This window comes from Brevundimonas aurifodinae, assembly GCF_040195595.1.
Taxonomy (GTDB): Bacteria; Pseudomonadota; Alphaproteobacteria; order Caulobacterales; family Caulobacteraceae; genus Brevundimonas; species Brevundimonas aurifodinae.
In genome coordinates this window covers 24665-40339 of the sequence record NZ_JBEGDD010000004.1, presented here as the reverse complement: position 1 = coordinate 40339, position 15675 = coordinate 24665, and the positions used below count along the sequence as shown (strand labels likewise).

Below are 15675 nucleotides of genomic sequence, written 5' to 3'. Positions count from 1 at the left end.
CCCTTAGCTCGACCGGCCCAGCCGCTCGACCGAGCGGCGGGACAGTTCCTGGACGTTCTCGACCATCTTGGTCGCCCGCTCGTAGGCGCGGCTGATCTCGATCAGATTGGTGATCTCGACCAGGGAGTTGACGTTGGATCCCTCCAGCATCCCCTGGCGGACCTGCGCGCCGGTGGCGTCGATCGGGGCGGCGTTGGAGGCGTTGCGATAGAGGCCGTCGCCGTCCTTGGACAGGACGCCCAGTTCGGCGAAGCGGGCCAGGCCCAGCTGTCCGATGACCGCGCCGGCCTGGCTTATCGTGCCGTCGTCGGCGACCGAGATTGGACCCTGCGCCGGATCGACGACGATCGGACCCCCGTCGCCCAGCACCGGCCGTCCAGCCTTGGTGACGAGCGTCCCTTCAGGGTCGATGGTGAAGGCTCCGTCGCGAGTATAGGCCTCTCCCCCCGCGTCCTCGATACGGAAGAAGACGCCTTCGCCTTCGATGGCGAAGTCCAGTGAGCGGCCCGTCTGTTCCAGCGACCCTTGGGAGAAATCACGGCCCACGCCGTTGTCCAGGACGAAGCTGGCCCCCGGGCGGATGGAGTCGTTCCTCGCCCGGTTGCCGATCTCGGCCCCCATCAGCAGCTGCTCGACCTTGAACCCGGTGGTGTCGGCGTTGGCGATGTTGTTGGCGGCGATATCCAGCTCGCGCCTCAGCGTCATCTGACGCGACAAACCGATGTAGGCGGCATTTTCCACGGGACGGGCGCTCCTTCGCACCCCCCCCTCGCAACGGCCGTGCCAACAGGGTTAATCCAGCCGTGGCGGGCTTTGCGCGGTCTTGAGCGCCTTTCCCACCCGGCAAATCCTGCCGGTTCTACACCTCGCGTTAACCAAGTCGGGTGACCCTGAGGCTTGGGATTTCCGGGGCGCGACCACCACATGCTCAAGCTGGGCAAGAAGAAGGACAAGCCACCGAAGGACGACGCGACCGCGCTCGCCGTCGCTCACGGGGCCGAGGTCGAGGGCGAAGACGCGCCCAAGAAAAAGAAGCTCCCGCTTCTGTTCATCATCGCGCCCGTGGCCTTGCTGGTGCTGGGCGGGGGCGGCGCCGGGGCCTATTTCTTCCTGCTCGCGCCCAAGCCCGCCGCCGCCGAGGAAGGCCACGGCGAGGAGAAGGCCGGCGAAGAGGAAAAGGGCGGCGGCCACGGCGAGGAGAAGAAGGGCGGTGGCGACCACGGGGGCGGCGGAGACGCCGAAGCCGACCCGTCGCTCGGCAAGATCGCGGAAGGGCCCGACGGCGTCACCTTCTACACCCTGCCGGACATGGTGGTGAACATCCAGTCGCCGGACGGCCGGCCCACCTTCCTCAAACTGACCCTGACGCTGGAGATGCACGACGCCGACCTGGCGCATCAGCTGCAGGGCGAGATGCCGCGCATGCAGGACATGTTCCAGGGCTTCCTGCGCGAGCTGCGCCCCGAGGATCTGGCCGGATCCGCCGGCAGCTATCAGCTGCGCGCCGAGATCCTGCGCCGCGTCAATCTGATCGCCGCCCCGGCCCAGGTCGATGCCGTGCTGATCGAAGAAATGCTGGTGCAGTAACCCATGTCGGATGTGGGCGTAGCCGACGGCGAGGTCGATCCCTTCGCGGAGGCGGAAGGCTTCGGTTCCGAACGCCCCGGCGCGACCGAACGGGTCCTGAACCAGGACGAGATCGACAGCCTGCTCGGCTTCGACCTGGGCGACGACGACGCGTCTGAACGGACCGGCATTCGCGCCATCATCAACTCCGCCCTCGTCAGCTACGAGCGGCTGCCCATGCTGGAGATCGTCTTCGACCGGCTGGTCCGGTTGATGACGACGAGCTTGCGGAACTTCACCTCGGACAATGTCGAGGTCTCGCTCGACAACATCTCCTCGATCCGTTTCGGCGACTATCTGAACTCCATCCCCCTGCCGGCGATCCTGGCGGTGTTCCGGGCCGAGGAGCTGGACAACTACGGCCTGCTGACGGTCGATTCCAACCTGATCTATTCGATCGTCGACGTCCTCTTGGGCGGGCGTCGCGGCACCGCCGCGCTGCGGATCGAGGGCCGGCCCTACACCACCATCGAACGGGTTCTGGTCCAGCGGATGGTCGAGGTCATCCTGGCCGACGCCCAGGCGGCGTTCGAGCCCCTGACGCCGGTCCACTTCAATCTGGACCGGCTGGAGACCAACCCCCGCTTCGCCGCCATCGCCCGCCCGGCCAACGCCGCCATCCTGGTCAAGCTGCGGATCGACATGGAGGATCGGGGTGGCCGGGTCGAGCTGCTGCTGCCCTACGCCACGCTGGAGCCCATTCGGAAGATGCTGCTGCAGCAGTTCATGGGCGAGAAGTTCGGCCGCGACAACATCTGGGAAGGCCACCTGGCCACCGAGCTCTGGACCACCGACACCGAGGTCCGCGCCGTGCTGGACGACCAGTCCGTGCCCCTGTCGTCGGTCCTGAATCTGAAGGTTGGCGACACCCTGATGCTGAACGCCACGCCCGACTCGGAGATCTCGATCCGCTGCGGATCGATTCCCGTCACAACGGGGCGCATGGGCCGCAAGGGCCAGCACATCGCTGTGCGGGTCGAGGGCCCGATCAGCGTCGAGGCCGCCAACAGCCTGACCAAGGGAAGGCGCTGACATGACCGGGATCATCCTCGATGCTGTCCTGATGCTCCTGCTGGTCGCGGCGCTGGGGTACGGCGTGCGGCTGGAGAAGAAGCTGAGCCAGCTCCGCGCCGGACAACTCGCCTTCGCAGGTGCCGTGACCGAGCTGAACGCCGCCTGCGGTCGCGCCGAGAACGCCCTGTCGTCGCTGCGCGCCAGCGGTGAAGAGGCGGACCTCCTGCACGATCGCATCCTCAAGGCCCGAACGCTGAAGGGCGAGCTCGAGGCGCTGGTGGCGCGGGGTGGTCGCGCCGCTTCTCCCTCCCACTTGGGGGAGGGTGGTCGAACCCCGGACTTGATCCAGGGGGAGACCGGGTGGGGCCGGCAGGGCGAGCCGGAGACCGATCGCACCCGCGTCGCGGCGCCGCCTCCACCCGGTCGCTCCGCGACCACCCTCCCCCGCCGGGGGAGGGAGGACGCCGAACCCGTTCCCGCCGCCACCCCCGACCCCGACGACCGCGCCTTCCGGATGGCCGCCCTGGCCGAGCGGATTCAGGGCCTGCGCGCCCCCGCCACCCCGGCCGCCGCCGGGGCCGGCAACGTCCAGGCCATCCTGCATGCCCTGACCGCTAACCAAGGCGCGAAGCAAAGCCTCAACCGGTCGCGGCCTACCACGACCGACGACGACCTGTTCGCCGCCTAGGTTCCGACTGGATTTCCCCGATGAAGCTGCCCCGCCTCCTGCCCCTGATCGCCGTCGCCATCGGCGGGGTCGTGGCTGTGCGCGCCGTAGGGGCCGGACCCGACCTGTTCCAGGGCGCGGTCGCCTGGGCCGAGGAAGCCGCCGAGACCGCGGGCGAGGCCGTGACGCCGGCCGCCGCCGCGCGGACGGTTCCCGCCGTCTGCGCCCTGTCGCCCGAACAACTGGCCCAGCAGGCCGGCATCTCCCCCGCCGAACTGCGCATCATCCAGTCCCTGTCGGCGCGCCGCACCGAGCTGGACGCCCGCGACGCCGACTTCGCCACCACCCTGCCGCTGATGGTCGCCGCCGAACAGAAGCTGGACGCCAAGATCACCGCCCTGAACGCCATCAAGGCCGAGGTCCAGACCCTGCTGGGTCAGGTCGACGAGCGCGAGGCCGCCGAGACCGCGCGTCTGGTCTCCGTCTATTCCGCCATGCGCCCGCGCGAGGCCGCCGCCGTCTTCGCCACCCTGGCCGACGACGTCCGCCTGCCCATCGCCGCCGCCATGCGGCCGCGCTCGTTGTCGGCCATCATGGCTCAGATGCCGCCCGCCGCCGCCCGCGAGCTGACCGAGAAACTGGCCGGCCGCTTCCAGGCCCAGCAACTGGCCGCCCGCGCCGCCGCCGCCGCCGCCATCGAGACCGCCGCCACGCCCGGGCCTGCCCAGACGCCCGCCGCCGCGCCCGCCGCCACCCCTCCAGCGACCCAGACCGCGGCGTCCGCCGCCGCCGCGCCCGCCGCCCAACGCGCCGCCAGTCGCGCCACGCCGCCCCCGACCCAGCGCGCCGCCAACCGTCCGACGCCGCGTCAACCGGCCCGCACTCCGGCCTCCGACACCACGGGCACGACGCCCCCGGCCCCTCCCGGCCCACAGGCCTATCAGCCCACCGCCGGCGCTCCGGCCGCCGGTGCCGCCGCGCCGCGCCAGTCGGTTCAGTAAAGGCCCGGTTGGCAGGCGAGGCGCGGACAGCTAATCAGCCGCCTTCCGACGCCTTCAGGTGCCCGCCATGTCAGACACGCCCCCCGACCGCCTCTCGGTCAATCCGTCCAGCCCCCACTACGACGCCGACGTCCTGGCGCGCGGCGTGGGCGTGCGGTTCAAGGGCGAGGAAAAGACCAACGTCGACGAATACTGCGTCTCCGAGGGCTGGGTCCGCCTCGCCGCCGGCAAGGCCGTCGACCGCAAGGGCAACGCCCTGACGATCAAGCTGCAGGGCACGGTCGAGCCCTATTTCCAGAACAGCGAGATCGCGGCCGACAAGGCGGAGTGATCGGCACGCTTTGTGCCCTTCACCCCTCGCTCCGGGGTCGATAGGGTCCGGCTTCGCCGTTTGCCGGAGCCATCATGTCCGTCCGCCTCGCCTGCTCGACCGCCCTTGGTGCGGTTCTCCTTCTGACGGCCCCGGCCGCCTCTGCCCAGGATGCGCGCACCATCGCTGAGGCCGAGGCGCTGCGTGATCGGGCGCTCGAGTCGAACGTCGCCTATTCGCTGGTGTCTGAGCTGACCACGCGCTTCGGCCCGCGTCTGGCCGGCTCGACCTCCGAACAGGCCTCCGCCCGCTGGGGCGCCGACCAGTTCCGCGCCATGGGCTTCGACAACGTCGCGATCGAGAGCTTTCCCCTGGCCCTGTGGGAACGGGGCGAGGCGCGGGTCGAGATCCTGTCGCCTTTCCCCCAGCCCCTGACGGTGGTGGCCCTGGGCGGCTCCATCGCCACGCCGCCTGCGGGCATCGAGGGCGAGGCGGCCATCTTCGAGACCTATCAGCAGCTGCTCGATCAGCCGGAAGGGTCGCTCACGGGCAAGATCGCCGTGGTGCTTCAGGACACGGTCCAGGCCCAGGACGGACGCGGCTATGGCGCGACCTCGCCCGTGCGCGGCCAGGGCCCGACCGAGGCCGCCCGGCGCGGTGCCATCGGCTACGTCCTGCGCTCACTGGGCACCCACGATCACCGCTTCGCCCACACCGGCGCGACCCGGGTGGGAGAGGGGACCGTGCCCGCCTTCGCCATGAGTCCGCCCGACGCCGACCAGCTGCGCCGCCTGATCCGCCTGACCGACGAACCGGTGCGGATGCGCCTGTTTTCCACGGCCGGCTTCACCGCCCAGACCACCAGCCAGAACGTGATCGGCGAGGTGCGCGGCCGCGAGGCTCCGGACGAGGTCATCGTCATCGGCGGCCACCTCGACAGCTGGGACCTCGGCACGGGTGCCATCGACGACGGCGCGGGCGTGGCCATCACCGCCGCCGCTCTGAAGCTGATCGAGGACATGCCGCGCCAGCCTCGCCGCACCATCCGCGTCGTCTGGTGGGGCTCCGAAGAGGTGTCGCAGCCCCCGCCCGCGCAAGGGTTGGCCGGGGCTCGCCACTATGCGGAGACCCGTCGCGATCAGATGGCGAGCCATGTGGCCATCTCCGAAAGCGATTTCGGGGCCGGTCCGATCTACAGTCTGGGCCTGCCCGCCGCGACCCCGCCGGCCTTCCGTCAGGCGGCCCTGCGCGTGCTGACGCCGCTGGGCATCCTGAACGATCCGGCCCCCGCGACCGGCGGCGGTCCCGACACCGGTCCGACGGTGGCCCTGGGCGTGCCCGCCTTCCGCCTGAACCAGGACGGCACCGACTATTTCGACACCCACCATACGGTCGACGACGTTCTGGACAGGATCGACCCCGCGTCCATGACTCAGAACGTCGCCGCCTGGGCCGCCTTCCTGTGGCTGCTGGCCGACAGCGACGTCGATCTGCGTCCGGAGACAAGCTCCGCGCCCTGACGGCCGTGCTTGACACAATGTAAAGCGACATTTACATCGACGGTCTCATGAAGGAGACCGTCATGTGGAAGAAGCTGCTCGCCGCCGTCTTCCTGATCGCGCTGGTCGCCTGGGCCGCGCTGGAGTTCTTCGTCCCCACCGCCAGCGAGGGGATCAAGGACATCCTGTTCTGGACCGGCATGCTCGCCGTCCTGCTGACCGTGACAGAAGTCCGCCGCGTTCGCGCTTGACACGGCGGCCCCCAGCCGCGACGCCGGACGCTCGGCGAGCGTGGCGAAACTGGTAGACGCAAGGGACTTAAAATCCCTCGACCTCGGTCATGCGGGTTCGACCCCCGCCGCTCGCACCAGGGCCCTTCAGACCCCGCGATCAGGTGATCGGCAGGGCCTGCTGTTCCTGGATCCAGGCCCGCATCCGCGTCTCGACGATGTCCATCGGCAGGGCCCCGTCGCTCAACAGATGGTCGTGGAAGGCGCGCAGGTCGAAGCGTTCGCCCAGCGCCGCCTCGGCCTCGGCCCGCATGCGCCGGAACGTCAGCTCACCGATCTTGTAGGCCAGGGCCTGACCCGGATTGCCGATGTAGCGATTGACCTCGGCGGTGATGTTCTGGGGCGACAGGGCGCTGTTCTGCTCGAAGCATTCGCGCGCCTCGGCCTCGGTCCAGCCCAGCCAGTGGATGCCGGTGTCGACCACCAGTCGGCACGCCCGCCACATCTCGTACGACAGCCGTCCGAACCGCTCATACGGCGTCGTGTACATGTCCATGTCGTAGCCGAGGGTCTCGGCATACAGGCCCCAGCCCTCGACGTAGGAGGTGAACCACGACGTCCTGCGGAAATAGGGGGCCTCGGGCTGTTCCTGCATCAGGGCGACCTGCAGGTGGTGGCCGGGCGTCGCCTCGTGCAGCGTCAGGGCCGGCATCTCGTAAAGCGGCCGCTGATCCAGGCGATAGGTGTTCAGCACATAGGTCCCGGCCTTGCCCAGCTCGGCGCTGCCCGGCGTATAGCCCGCCGTGGCCGACGTCGGCGCGGTCTCCGCCGGGGTCTCTTCGATGCCATAGGTCAGGCGGGGCAGGGTGCCGAAGATGCGCGGCAGGGCGGCATCGGCCCGGCGGCTGATCTCGGCGACGATTCGCACCAGCTCCTCGGGCGAGGTCGCATAGAACTGCGGGTCGGTCCGCAGGAAGTTCAGGAACTCCGGGAAGCTGCCTTCGAAGCCGGTCTCGGCGATGACGCCGTCCATCTCGGCGCGGATGCGGGCGACCTCGGACAGGCCCAGTTCATGCACCTGTTCCGGCGTCATGTCCGTGGTCGTGTTGGAGCGCACCAGATAGCGGTAGTAGGCCTCGCCGTTCGGAAGGGTGCGGACCCCCAGCCCCGGCCGCGCGGCCGGCAGAAGCTCCGTCTCGAGGAAGGCCAGCTGTTCCTGCTGGGCCGGCACGATCTCGTTCGTGATGATCTCCAGCGCGCGCGCGCGGTACGCCTCGCGCTCAGCCTCTGGCACCGACTGGGGCAGGGTGGCGAACGGCAGCAGCAGGGGGCTCTGCTCGACCGGGCGGGCAGCGGTGGCGCGGGCCACGGTGATCGACCGTTCGATGATCTGGCGCGGCTGGGTCCAGCCCGAGGCGATGCCGCGACGGCTGTTCTCGATGCCCTGACGTTGGGCCGCCGCCATCTGGCCCATGCGGGTCAGCCAGGCCTCGGCGTCGGCGCGCGTCCGCAGCGGCGTGTTGCGACCCAGACCGTCGAACCCGCCGCCCCCGCCTCCCAGGCGCGCCCGGTCGAAGGTCAGGCTCTCCAGATCGTCGTCGATGGAGCGCATCAAGAGCGCCAGGTTCAGCCGGTCGGCGTCGTCCGGCAGGCCGGCGGCGTCGATCTCGGCCAGACCGGCCCGCAGTTCCCTCAGCGCCTGGGCCCGCGCCTCGACGGCCGCAGGCGAGCTGTCCCCCAGCCGCGACAGGGCCGCTTGGTCGCCGTTTTCGCTGGAGGTCACGGGATCGAACCGGCGCTCGACCGCCTCGTGCTCGGCCAGCAGGGCCGTCAGGCGATTCTCCCCGGCGTTCTGGGCCCATGCGGGCGTCGCGAAAGCCAGGAAAGCGGCCGTGGCCGAAAGCAGACGACGAGACATGGTGGACCCCCAAAATCGATGCGGATCAAACGCTAAAGCGTGTTTGGCGGAAGTCAAAGCGGGGCAGGATCGCCCAACCCACGCCGTCATCCTCGGACTTGATCCGAGGATCGAATGTCTGACCGCTCGCAGGAAGACGTGAGGCGGGGTCTCACCGCCCGGTCTGCCTTCTGAGGCGCGGAAAGCTCGATCCTCGGATCAAGTCCGAGGATGACGGAGGAGGGTGCGCCTCCCGCGTCCGCGACGGCCTGTAACGGCCCATAACTTCCTGTTTCCCGCAGCCGCCCCGGCTTACGCCCGCCCCGTTTCGTTGGCACAAGACGTCGCAGGGAAACGCGACCGGACAACGGGACCATCATGATCAGAGCACGGCGCGCGCGCATCGTCGCGACCCTGGGGCCCGCCAGTCGCGCGCCCGGCATGGTCAAGGCCCTGGCCCAGGCCGGGGTCGACGTCTTTCGCCTGAACTTCAGCCACGGCAGCCATGACGACCATGCCGCCGCGCTGAAGGCCGTGCGCGGGGCAGAGATCGCGCTGAAGCGGCCGCTCGGTGTGCTGGCCGACCTGCAGGGCCCCAAGCTGCGATTGGGCCGGTTCGCCGAGACCGAGATCTCGATCAAGCCGGGCCACAAAATGCGGTTCGACCTCGACCCCACGCCGGGCGACGCCACCCGGGTGCAGATGCCCCATCCGGAGATCTTCAAGGCCCTGCGCACCGGCATGTCGCTGTTGCTCGACGATGGCCGCGTCCGGCTGCGCGTGGGGGAACGTGCCGAGGACTGGGCGGACGTCACGGTCGAGAGCGGCACCAAGCTGTCGGACCGCAAGGGCGTGGCCGTGCCTGAGGCCATCATTCCGGTCTCGGCCCTGACGCCCAAGGACCGGGAGGACCTGAACTTCGCCCTGCGGATCGGCGTCGACTGGGTGGCCCTCAGCTTTGTCCAGAAGGCCGAGGACATGGCCGAGCTGAAAGCCATCGTGAAGGGCCGTGCCGCCTGCCTGGCCAAGATCGAAAAGCCCCAGGCGCTGGAGGCGCTGGACAGCATTCTGGACTACTGCGACGGCGTCATGGTCGCGCGCGGCGACCTGGGCGTCGAGATGCAGCCCGAAGAGGTGCCGGTGGCCCAGAAGGCCATCATCCGCGCCGCCCGCCAGCGTGGCGTGCCGGTCATCGTCGCGACCCAGATGCTGGAGTCGATGACATCCTCGCCCGCCCCCACGCGCGCCGAGGCGTCCGACGTGGCCAATGCGGTCTATGAAGGCGCGGACGCCCTGATGCTGTCGGCCGAGACGGCGTCGGGCGACTATCCCATGGAGGCCGTCGGCATCATGAACCGGATCATGGAGCGGGTCGAAAGCGACCCCCTGTGGCCCAGTCTGATGGACGCCGAACACGCCGGCATGGAAGGCTTCGACGCCGACGCCCTGGTCGCGGCGGCGAGGAAGGCCGGCGAGGCGTCCTCGACCGGTTGCATCGTGGTGTTCACGACGCTGGGCGGTACGGCCCGGCGCATGTCGCGCGAACGCCCGCTCCAGCCCGTCCTGGCCCTGACCCCCCGGCCCGAGACCGCACGGCGCCTGGCCCTCGTCTGGGGCCTGGAACCCCGTCTGGGCAAGGAGCCGACGTCGCTGGAAGACGTCACCGACGACGCGGTCGCCTCGGCCATGCAGTACGGCCTCGCCGAGCCCGGCCAGCGCATCCTGATCCTGGCCGGCACCCCCTTCGGCGCCCCGGGGGCTGCGAATCTCCTCCGCCTGGCGCATGCTCCGGCGAAGGGGAAGGGGCGGAAATCCTAATCCTCCCCCGAGCAGCGTAGCGAAGCGGGGGAGGATTGGACATATGATCAAATACCTCGGCTCCAAGCGGGCGCTGCTCGACCCGATCACCACCGCCGTTCGCGGCCTGCTGCCGAACGGGGGTCACGTCTGCGACCTGTTCTCCGGCACGGCCCGCGTCGGCCATGCGCTGAAAGGGCGGGGCCACCGGGTCTGGTCCAACGATCACAACGCCTACGCCCACACGCTCGCCACTGCCTATGTCCAGGCCGACCACGAACGCTGGCAGGCCCCGGCCGAGCGACTGCTAGCAGAGTTGGCGACGACCCCGCCCGCCTCAGGCTGGTTCACGAAAGCCTTCTGCGAGGACGCCCGCTACTTCACTCCGGCCAACGGCGCCCGCATCGACGCCATCCGTGACCGGATCGAGACGCTGGGCCTGGAGCCAGAGCTCAAGGCCATCGCCCTCGTCAGCCTGATGGAGGCCGCCGATCGGGTGGATTCCACCGCGGGCGTCCAGATGGCCTATATGAAGGCCTGGGCTCCCCGCGCGCTCAAGCCCCTGGACCTACGCCTGCCCGCGCTCCAGCCCGCCGTCGCCGCTGGTCCCTGCCGCGCCGCCCGGGCAGACGCGCTCGACATCGCCTCGGCCTTCGACGGCGACCTCGTCTATCTGGACCCGCCCTACAACCAGCACTCCTACCTGGGGAACTACCATGTCTGGGAGAGCCTGGTGCTGTGGGACCGGCCCGAGACCTATGGCATCGCCAACAAGCGGATCGACGTCCGCACCCGAAAGAGCGCCTTCAACTCCCGCCCCGGCATCGGCCCGGCGCTGCAGGCGGTGATCCAGGCGATCCGCGCCCCGCACCTGATCGTCTCCTTCAACGACGAGGGCTATCTGAGCCGCGAGCAGCTGGTCGAGATGCTGTCCGCGCGCGGGCCTGTTCAGGTCATTGAGATCGCCCGCCCGCGCTATGTCGGGGCCCGGATCGGCATCCATAACCCCAAGGGCGAGAAGGTCGGCACGGTCGGACGGCTGCGGAACGTCGAATATCTGTTCGTCGTCTCCGATCACGCCGCGTCGCTGGCGGCTTGACCTCGGCGGGAACTGAGGCGTCAATGCGTCGTTAAGGCGGCATGGAACAGCGCGATATGGCCTCCCAGGGCGAATTCGGCCGACGTCCCCAGGGCGTCAGGAATGCGATCGAGGCCTACCAGGCGGCCGCATGGCGCGCGCCGGCCGCGACCCGTTTCGACAGCCGCCCGGCCAACGACGCGTTTTCGCGGGACCTTGTCGCCAACGACTTCCTGACCCGCGCCGAAGGGGTGGCCCCGCTATCGACGCCGGGCCCCGTTCCGATGGAGCCCATGCCGCGCTGGCTGGTGATCGCCATCGGCGGCGTGATCGCCGCCATCATGGGTGCGTTGCTCGGCGGCGCGCTCGCCGTCTACTGATCCAGCAGCGCCCGGATCGGGGCCCAGCTTCGCCGATGGATCGGCGACGGTCCGAGCGTTCTCAGCGCCTCCTGATGCACGGGCGCGTTATAGCCCTTGTGACCCGCGAACCCGTAGCCGGGATACAGAGTGTCCATCTCGACCATCAGCCGGTCCCTGGCCGTCTTGGCCAGGATGGAGGCCGCCGCGATCGACAGGCTCAGCCCATCGCCGCCGACGACTGTCTCGACGTCGCACGGCAGCTTGAACCGATAGTTTCCGTCCACCAGCGCCGCGAGGGGCTCCACCGCCATCGCCTCGATCGCCCGGCACATGGCCAGGCCCGTGGCGTGCAGAATGTTCAGCTCGGCAATCTCCTCGACCGAGGCGAAGCCCACACCCCAGGCCACCGCCCGCGCCTTGATCTCGCCCTCCAACGCCTCGCGCCGCTTGGCGGTCAACGCCTTGGAGTCGTCGATGCCGAGGGGCAGGCCGTCGGCTGACAGGATCACCGCCGCCGCCGTCACCGGCCCGGCCCAGGGCCCACGCCCGGCCTCGTCCACCCCGCACACCAGGCCGTCGACCCGCTGGGCCAGCAGGGTCTCCAGCGTCAGGGTGGGGAGGGGTCGCGCCTTGGTCATCGCCCGCCCATAGCCCGCACCTCGTCGCATCGGAAGCAGGTCTGGACGTGGTCGTTGACCATCCCCGTCGCCTGCATGAAGGCGTAGGTGATGACCGGCCCGCAGAAGCCGAAGCCCTTGGCCTTCAGCGCCCTGGACATCTCGACCGACACCGACGTCTGGGCCGGAACCCCCGCCATCGTCGCCGGCGTGTTCTGGATCGGCCGACCGTCCACGAAGCCCCACAGCCAGTCGGAGAAATCCTCGCCCCGCTCGCGCATGTCGCACCAGACCCGCGCGCCCCGGATCGTGGCGTCGATCTTGGCCCCCGAACGCACGATGCCCGCATCGGCCATCAGCCGCGCCCGGTCCCCCTCGCCATAGCGGGCGACCGCCTGCGGATCGAAGCCATCGAACGCCGCCCGGAACGCCTCGCGCTTTCTCAGGATGGTGATCCAGGCCAGGCCCGCCTGGAACCCGTCCAGCACCAGCTTCTCCCACAGGGCGCGGGGGTCACGTTCCGGCACGCCCCATTCGGTGTCGTGATAGGCGACATACAGCGGATCGGTCCCGCACCAGGCGCAGCGTGAGTCGGTCATCGCGACAGCCTATCGACCGCCGCGTCGTCTGCCGACCCGCGACCGGTCAGAACCGGTAGTTCATCCCGATCCTGACCGCGTGAAGGCCGAACCGCCCGTTCGACCGCGTGATGTCCGTCCCGGTGGTGTTGGGCGTCAGCACGAACGGATTGTTGGCCGCCGCGATGCCGCGACCGACGCGGATGTTGAAGTCCGGCGCCTCCAGGGAGGTGTAGATATACTCGCCCGTGACGGTGAGATTGCCCGCCAGTCGGTATTCGATCCCGCCGCCCGCCTGATAGCCGTCCGCCTGATCGTCGTTGATCGTGGCGTCGAAGCTGTTGACCCCGTTGCTGGAGAAGAACTGGTTCGACATCTCGCCGCTGGCACCGCCGGCGGTGCCGTAGAACAGCGCCGGTCCCATGGCATAGCCGACCCGCGCCCGGAGGGCGGCCAGGTTCTCCAGCTTGCGCTCAAACGTGTAGGAGGCCGGTGTCGTCGAATACGACGTCACGCTGTCCTCGGCGCTCACGCCCGAATACTCGGCGACCGCGCCGACGACGAACGATCCGAACTGAAAGTCCCAACCCGCCCGAATGCCGGCCTCGGCCGCGTCGAAGTCGTCATCGCACCCGTCGGCGGGCGTGTTGCCGTTGGCGGAGCCCCCGCACGAGCCGGGGCTGAAGGCGTCCGCCCCGGTCGCCGTCGTGACGGTGTCGCCGAAGTTGCCGTCCAGGTTCCGGTCGAAGCGCAGGCGCTCGTCGTCCTGATCGTTGGTCTGCCCGAATCCGCCGTGAACGCCGATATAGCCGCCGGACCAGTCCTGGCTCAGGGCAGGAGACGCTGAGAGCGTCAGGGCCGCGGCCGAGGCGGCGAAGAGAAATCTCGTCATGGGTCAAATCCTGTCGTTGTCGCGGCGGGGACCAGGGTGCCTGTGGCGCATCCGCGAAAGGGTGGAGATCGGTCAGGGCCTGTCTTTCCGGGATAGGACGGCCAGTCGCCGCCCTGTCAGCCCCGCCGCCTGACCGGCAGGGCTGACCGAGCCGCGTATCAGGTCGTGCGGAAGCCGGCGGGGCCGTTCAGGCCGGCCGGGAAGAAGCCGCCCTGGGTCACGCCGGTGCCGGAGCGCAGGTAGACGATGTTCAACCCCTGGGCGACCGTGCGGCTGAAGGCGATACCGTTGCTGTCGCTGGGGAAGATGTTCGATGCGGCGGCGTTGCCCGTGCCTGTCGGACGCACGCCCTGATCCAGATCGGACGGACCGTCCAGGCTGTCGCGCGCGTTCGAGATCGCCTCGGTCGCGTCGATCAGGGACGGCGTCGCGATGCCCTTGGCCGACAGCACGGTTCGCACCAGGCCCGCGTGATAGGCCTCGGCCGCCAGGATGCCGGCGGCGGCCTCCAGGAACACCTTGCTGGTCACCAGCGGTGCGGCCCCCTTGTACAGGCTCACCCCAACGTCCTCGAAGATGAAGGCCCCCAGCAGGAAGGCCTCGTCCGAGGCATAGGGGTCGAACGCCTGTCCCGGCCCGACCAGGCCGGCGGCGCGGGCCGCGCTGGAGAAGGCGCCGTTCGGATCGGTCCCGCCGACGTCGATCGCCGGCTGGGCCACGGCCGAACTGCCCAACGCCGAGCGCAGGAAGTTGACGTGGGCGACTTCGTCGGCCGCGATCTCGTTGGCGTAGCGGCGGACCAGCGGATCGGTGAAATTGACCTGCCGGCCCCCGATCACCCCGCCTTGGGTACCCGTGCCACCGAGCGAGCTTTGCGGCAGGCCGGTGCCGAACGCCGCGAAGGAATAGAACTGGGCCTCCAGATATTCCAGCTGCAGCGCGAAGTTCAGGATCTCGACGTCCAGGTTCGGGCTGTTGGACGGCGGATTGCTGGGCGGGGCCTGGGCCACCGCCGTGTCCGACGAGCTTGAGCAGGCGCCCAGCACGGCCCCCGCGGTCGCGCCGACGGCGAAACCGCCGGCGGTCTTGAAGAACTTGCGCCGGTCGTTCAGGCGGGAAGCCCGCTTCTCGAGAGTTTCGAGGATGAGATCGGTCTTGGACATGCGGAAACCTCTGTGGGGCGACACTGCCCTTCCGCGAACAGATACTCGCCACATCCGTGGCGGTTTCAGCTTGGCCGTTCAAAACGCCTAATCTTCACAGTTCAGCCTTGGCTGATTTCCTCTGGAGAGGTCTTGGACATCCAGTGCGGTCGCCGCGCCGCCGCCGCTCGTCCCTCGACCGTCAGCGTCCCGTCCAGCCGGTCCAGACGCATCAGGGCGATCGCGCCGCCCTCACGCCCGGTCAAAACCTCGCCGGCGCGAAGCTCGCCGTTCAGAACCTCCGTTCCCGGCGCGGGTGGCGGTCCATCGAAGGTCAGCGGCAGCATCCGTTTCTTGATCTCGCCGCGCCGCTTCATGCGGCTGGTCGTCTCCTGACCGACGAAACAACCCTTCCTGAAATCGATGCCGTTCAGGAGGTCGAAGTTCGCCTCGATCGGAAAATGGGCGTCATGACCGCCGTCGCGGGTCGGGTCGGGTACGCCGACATCCAGCCTGTGCGCGTCCCAGCCGTCCTCTTCGGCGGTTGCGGTTCGCTGGCCCAGCGCCCGCCCGCCCAGCTCCGGCAGGCGGGGGTCCGTGACGAAGCCTTCCGCCGTGCCCGGCCAGCTGACGCACACGGGCCGCTCGTCGGCGCCGATCTCGACCTGCGCCCTCAGTCGGTACATCGACAGGCGCGCCATCAGGGCCTCTCGCCGGTCCGCCGCGACGTCCAGCACGACGCCGTCGTCCGCGCCCCAGACGAACAGATCGAACAGCAGCCGTCCCGGTGGCGACAGCAGGCCCGCGAACCGCACCTCGCCGGGAACCAGCGTCTCGATGTCCTGGGTCAGCAGATTGTGCAAGAAGGGCTGCGCGTCCGGCCCGGCGACCCGGATCAGGGCGCGGCTGTCGAGGCGGGCGATGCGATCGGTCATGGGGTCAAGATAGGGGCTTCGGCACCGAAG

The 15675-nt window shown here is 69.5% G+C and carries 17 protein-coding genes and 1 tRNA gene; 11 read left to right on the top strand and 7 right to left on the bottom strand.

Annotation, left to right across the window (positions count from 1 at the left end):
• Window positions 1–3: 3 nt before the first annotated feature.
• Window positions 4–741 carry a flagellar basal-body rod protein FlgF gene (gene flgF, locus ABN401_RS05865; protein WP_349683897.1) on the bottom strand — a complete coding sequence of 246 codons (738 nt, stop codon included), beginning with the start codon at window positions 739–741 and terminating at the stop codon, window positions 4–6.
• Window positions 742–924: 183 nt separating this feature from the next.
• On the opposite strand from flgF, the gene ABN401_RS05860 reads away from it, so the two are divergent.
• From ABN401_RS05860 to ABN401_RS05825, 8 genes are all read left to right on the top strand, one after another.
• Window positions 925–1587, top strand: a complete 663-nt coding sequence (locus tag ABN401_RS05860; protein WP_349683896.1) for a flagellar basal body-associated FliL family protein — start codon at window positions 925–927, stop codon at window positions 1585–1587.
• A 3-nt stretch (window positions 1588–1590) separates the two neighbouring features.
• Window positions 1591–2658, top strand: a complete 1068-nt coding sequence (gene fliM, locus ABN401_RS05855; protein ID WP_349683895.1) for a flagellar motor switch protein FliM — start codon at window positions 1591–1593, stop codon at window positions 2656–2658.
• Window position 2659: 1 nt separating this feature from the next.
• Window positions 2660–3328, top strand: coding sequence for a DUF6468 domain-containing protein (locus ABN401_RS05850; protein WP_349683894.1), 669 nt, complete (start codon window positions 2660–2662; stop codon window positions 3326–3328).
• Between the two features lie 20 nt (window positions 3329–3348).
• Window positions 3349–4308, top strand: coding sequence for a MotE family protein (locus ABN401_RS05845; RefSeq protein ID WP_349683893.1), 960 nt, complete (start codon window positions 3349–3351; stop codon window positions 4306–4308).
• A gap of 67 nt (window positions 4309–4375) precedes the next feature.
• Window positions 4376–4639, top strand: a complete 264-nt coding sequence (locus tag ABN401_RS05840) for a DUF3297 family protein (protein ID WP_349683892.1) — start codon at window positions 4376–4378, stop codon at window positions 4637–4639.
• Window positions 4640–4713: 74 nt separating this feature from the next.
• Window positions 4714–6138: a M20/M25/M40 family metallo-hydrolase gene (locus ABN401_RS05835; RefSeq protein WP_349683891.1), complete on the top strand. Its 1425-nt coding sequence runs from the start codon at window positions 4714–4716 to the stop codon at window positions 6136–6138.
• 47 nt (window positions 6139–6185) lie between these two features.
• Window positions 6186–6368, top strand: coding sequence for a hypothetical protein (locus ABN401_RS05830; protein WP_349683890.1), 183 nt, complete (start codon window positions 6186–6188; stop codon window positions 6366–6368).
• Window positions 6369–6402: 34 nt separating this feature from the next.
• A tRNA-Leu gene (locus tag ABN401_RS05825) sits at window positions 6403–6487 on the top strand.
• Between the two features lie 20 nt (window positions 6488–6507).
• Here the strand turns inward: ABN401_RS05825 and ABN401_RS05820 are convergent.
• Window positions 6508–8265, bottom strand: a complete 1758-nt coding sequence (locus tag ABN401_RS05820; protein ID WP_349683889.1) for a DUF885 domain-containing protein — start codon at window positions 8263–8265, stop codon at window positions 6508–6510.
• Window positions 8266–8622: 357 nt separating this feature from the next.
• On the opposite strand from ABN401_RS05820, the gene pyk reads away from it, so the two are divergent.
• Genes pyk through ABN401_RS05805 form a run of 3 tightly spaced genes read left to right on the top strand, consistent with a single transcriptional unit; the run spans window position 8623 to window position 11499 of the window.
• Window positions 8623–10062, top strand: a complete 1440-nt coding sequence (gene pyk, locus ABN401_RS05815) for a pyruvate kinase (protein WP_349683888.1) — start codon at window positions 8623–8625, stop codon at window positions 10060–10062.
• A gap of 43 nt (window positions 10063–10105) precedes the next feature.
• Window positions 10106–11140, top strand: a complete 1035-nt coding sequence (locus tag ABN401_RS05810) for a DNA adenine methylase (RefSeq protein WP_349683887.1) — start codon at window positions 10106–10108, stop codon at window positions 11138–11140.
• Between the two features lie 41 nt (window positions 11141–11181).
• Window positions 11182–11499: a hypothetical protein gene (locus ABN401_RS05805; protein WP_349683886.1), complete on the top strand. Its 318-nt coding sequence runs from the start codon at window positions 11182–11184 to the stop codon at window positions 11497–11499.
• On the opposite strand, the gene rnhB is transcribed toward ABN401_RS05805, so the two are convergent.
• The 5 genes from rnhB to ygfZ form a co-directional block, all read right to left on the bottom strand.
• A complete protein-coding gene (rnhB, locus tag ABN401_RS05800) occupies window positions 11493–12119 on the bottom strand; it encodes a ribonuclease HII (RefSeq protein WP_349683885.1) in 627 nt (208 codons plus the stop codon). The genes ABN401_RS05805 and rnhB overlap by 7 nt on opposite strands.
• Window positions 12116–12697, bottom strand: coding sequence for a DNA-3-methyladenine glycosylase I (locus ABN401_RS05795; protein ID WP_349683884.1), 582 nt, complete (start codon window positions 12695–12697; stop codon window positions 12116–12118). Before ABN401_RS05795 ends, rnhB begins: the two co-directional genes overlap by 4 nt.
• Window positions 12698–12743: 46 nt before the next feature.
• Entirely contained in the window at window positions 12744–13568 is an 825-nt protein-coding gene (locus ABN401_RS05790) for an outer membrane protein (protein ID WP_349683883.1), read from the bottom strand.
• A gap of 158 nt (window positions 13569–13726) precedes the next feature.
• Entirely contained in the window at window positions 13727–14731 is a 1005-nt protein-coding gene (locus ABN401_RS05785; RefSeq protein ID WP_349683882.1) for a ferritin-like domain-containing protein, read from the bottom strand.
• 101 nt (window positions 14732–14832) lie between these two features.
• Window positions 14833–15645: a CAF17-like 4Fe-4S cluster assembly/insertion protein YgfZ gene (gene ygfZ / locus ABN401_RS05780; RefSeq protein ID WP_349683881.1), complete on the bottom strand. Its 813-nt coding sequence runs from the start codon at window positions 15643–15645 to the stop codon at window positions 14833–14835.
• Between the last annotated feature and the right edge of the window lie 30 nt (window positions 15646–15675).

Excerpts from the sequence above, each read along its gene's own strand:
- ABN401_RS05860 (WP_349683896.1), top strand. The coding sequence starts at position 925 with ATGCTCAAGCTGGGCAAGAAGAAGGACAAGCCACCGAAGGACGACGCG.
- fliM (WP_349683895.1), top strand. The coding sequence starts at position 1,591 with ATGTCGGATGTGGGCGTAGCCGACGGCGAGGTCGATCCCTTCGCGGAG.
- ABN401_RS05850 (WP_349683894.1), top strand. The coding sequence starts at position 2,660 with ATGACCGGGATCATCCTCGATGCTGTCCTGATGCTCCTGCTGGTCGCG.
- ABN401_RS05845 (WP_349683893.1), top strand. The coding sequence starts at position 3,349 with ATGAAGCTGCCCCGCCTCCTGCCCCTGATCGCCGTCGCCATCGGCGGG.
- ABN401_RS05840 (WP_349683892.1), top strand. The coding sequence starts at position 4,376 with ATGTCAGACACGCCCCCCGACCGCCTCTCGGTCAATCCGTCCAGCCCC.
- ABN401_RS05835 (WP_349683891.1), top strand. The coding sequence starts at position 4,714 with ATGTCCGTCCGCCTCGCCTGCTCGACCGCCCTTGGTGCGGTTCTCCTT.
- ABN401_RS05830 (WP_349683890.1), top strand. The coding sequence starts at position 6,186 with ATGAAGGAGACCGTCATGTGGAAGAAGCTGCTCGCCGCCGTCTTCCTG.
- ABN401_RS05820 (WP_349683889.1), bottom strand. The coding sequence starts at position 8,265 with ATGTCTCGTCGTCTGCTTTCGGCCACGGCCGCTTTCCTGGCTTTCGCG.
- pyk (WP_349683888.1), top strand. The coding sequence starts at position 8,623 with ATGATCAGAGCACGGCGCGCGCGCATCGTCGCGACCCTGGGGCCCGCC.
- ABN401_RS05810 (WP_349683887.1), top strand. The coding sequence starts at position 10,106 with ATGATCAAATACCTCGGCTCCAAGCGGGCGCTGCTCGACCCGATCACC.
- ABN401_RS05805 (WP_349683886.1), top strand. The coding sequence starts at position 11,182 with ATGGAACAGCGCGATATGGCCTCCCAGGGCGAATTCGGCCGACGTCCC.
- rnhB (WP_349683885.1), bottom strand. The coding sequence starts at position 12,119 with ATGACCAAGGCGCGACCCCTCCCCACCCTGACGCTGGAGACCCTGCTG.
- ABN401_RS05795 (WP_349683884.1), bottom strand. The coding sequence starts at position 12,697 with ATGACCGACTCACGCTGCGCCTGGTGCGGGACCGATCCGCTGTATGTC.
- ABN401_RS05790 (WP_349683883.1), bottom strand. The coding sequence starts at position 13,568 with ATGACGAGATTTCTCTTCGCCGCCTCGGCCGCGGCCCTGACGCTCTCA.
- ABN401_RS05785 (WP_349683882.1), bottom strand. The coding sequence starts at position 14,731 with ATGTCCAAGACCGATCTCATCCTCGAAACTCTCGAGAAGCGGGCTTCC.
- ygfZ (WP_349683881.1), bottom strand. The coding sequence starts at position 15,645 with ATGACCGATCGCATCGCCCGCCTCGACAGCCGCGCCCTGATCCGGGTC.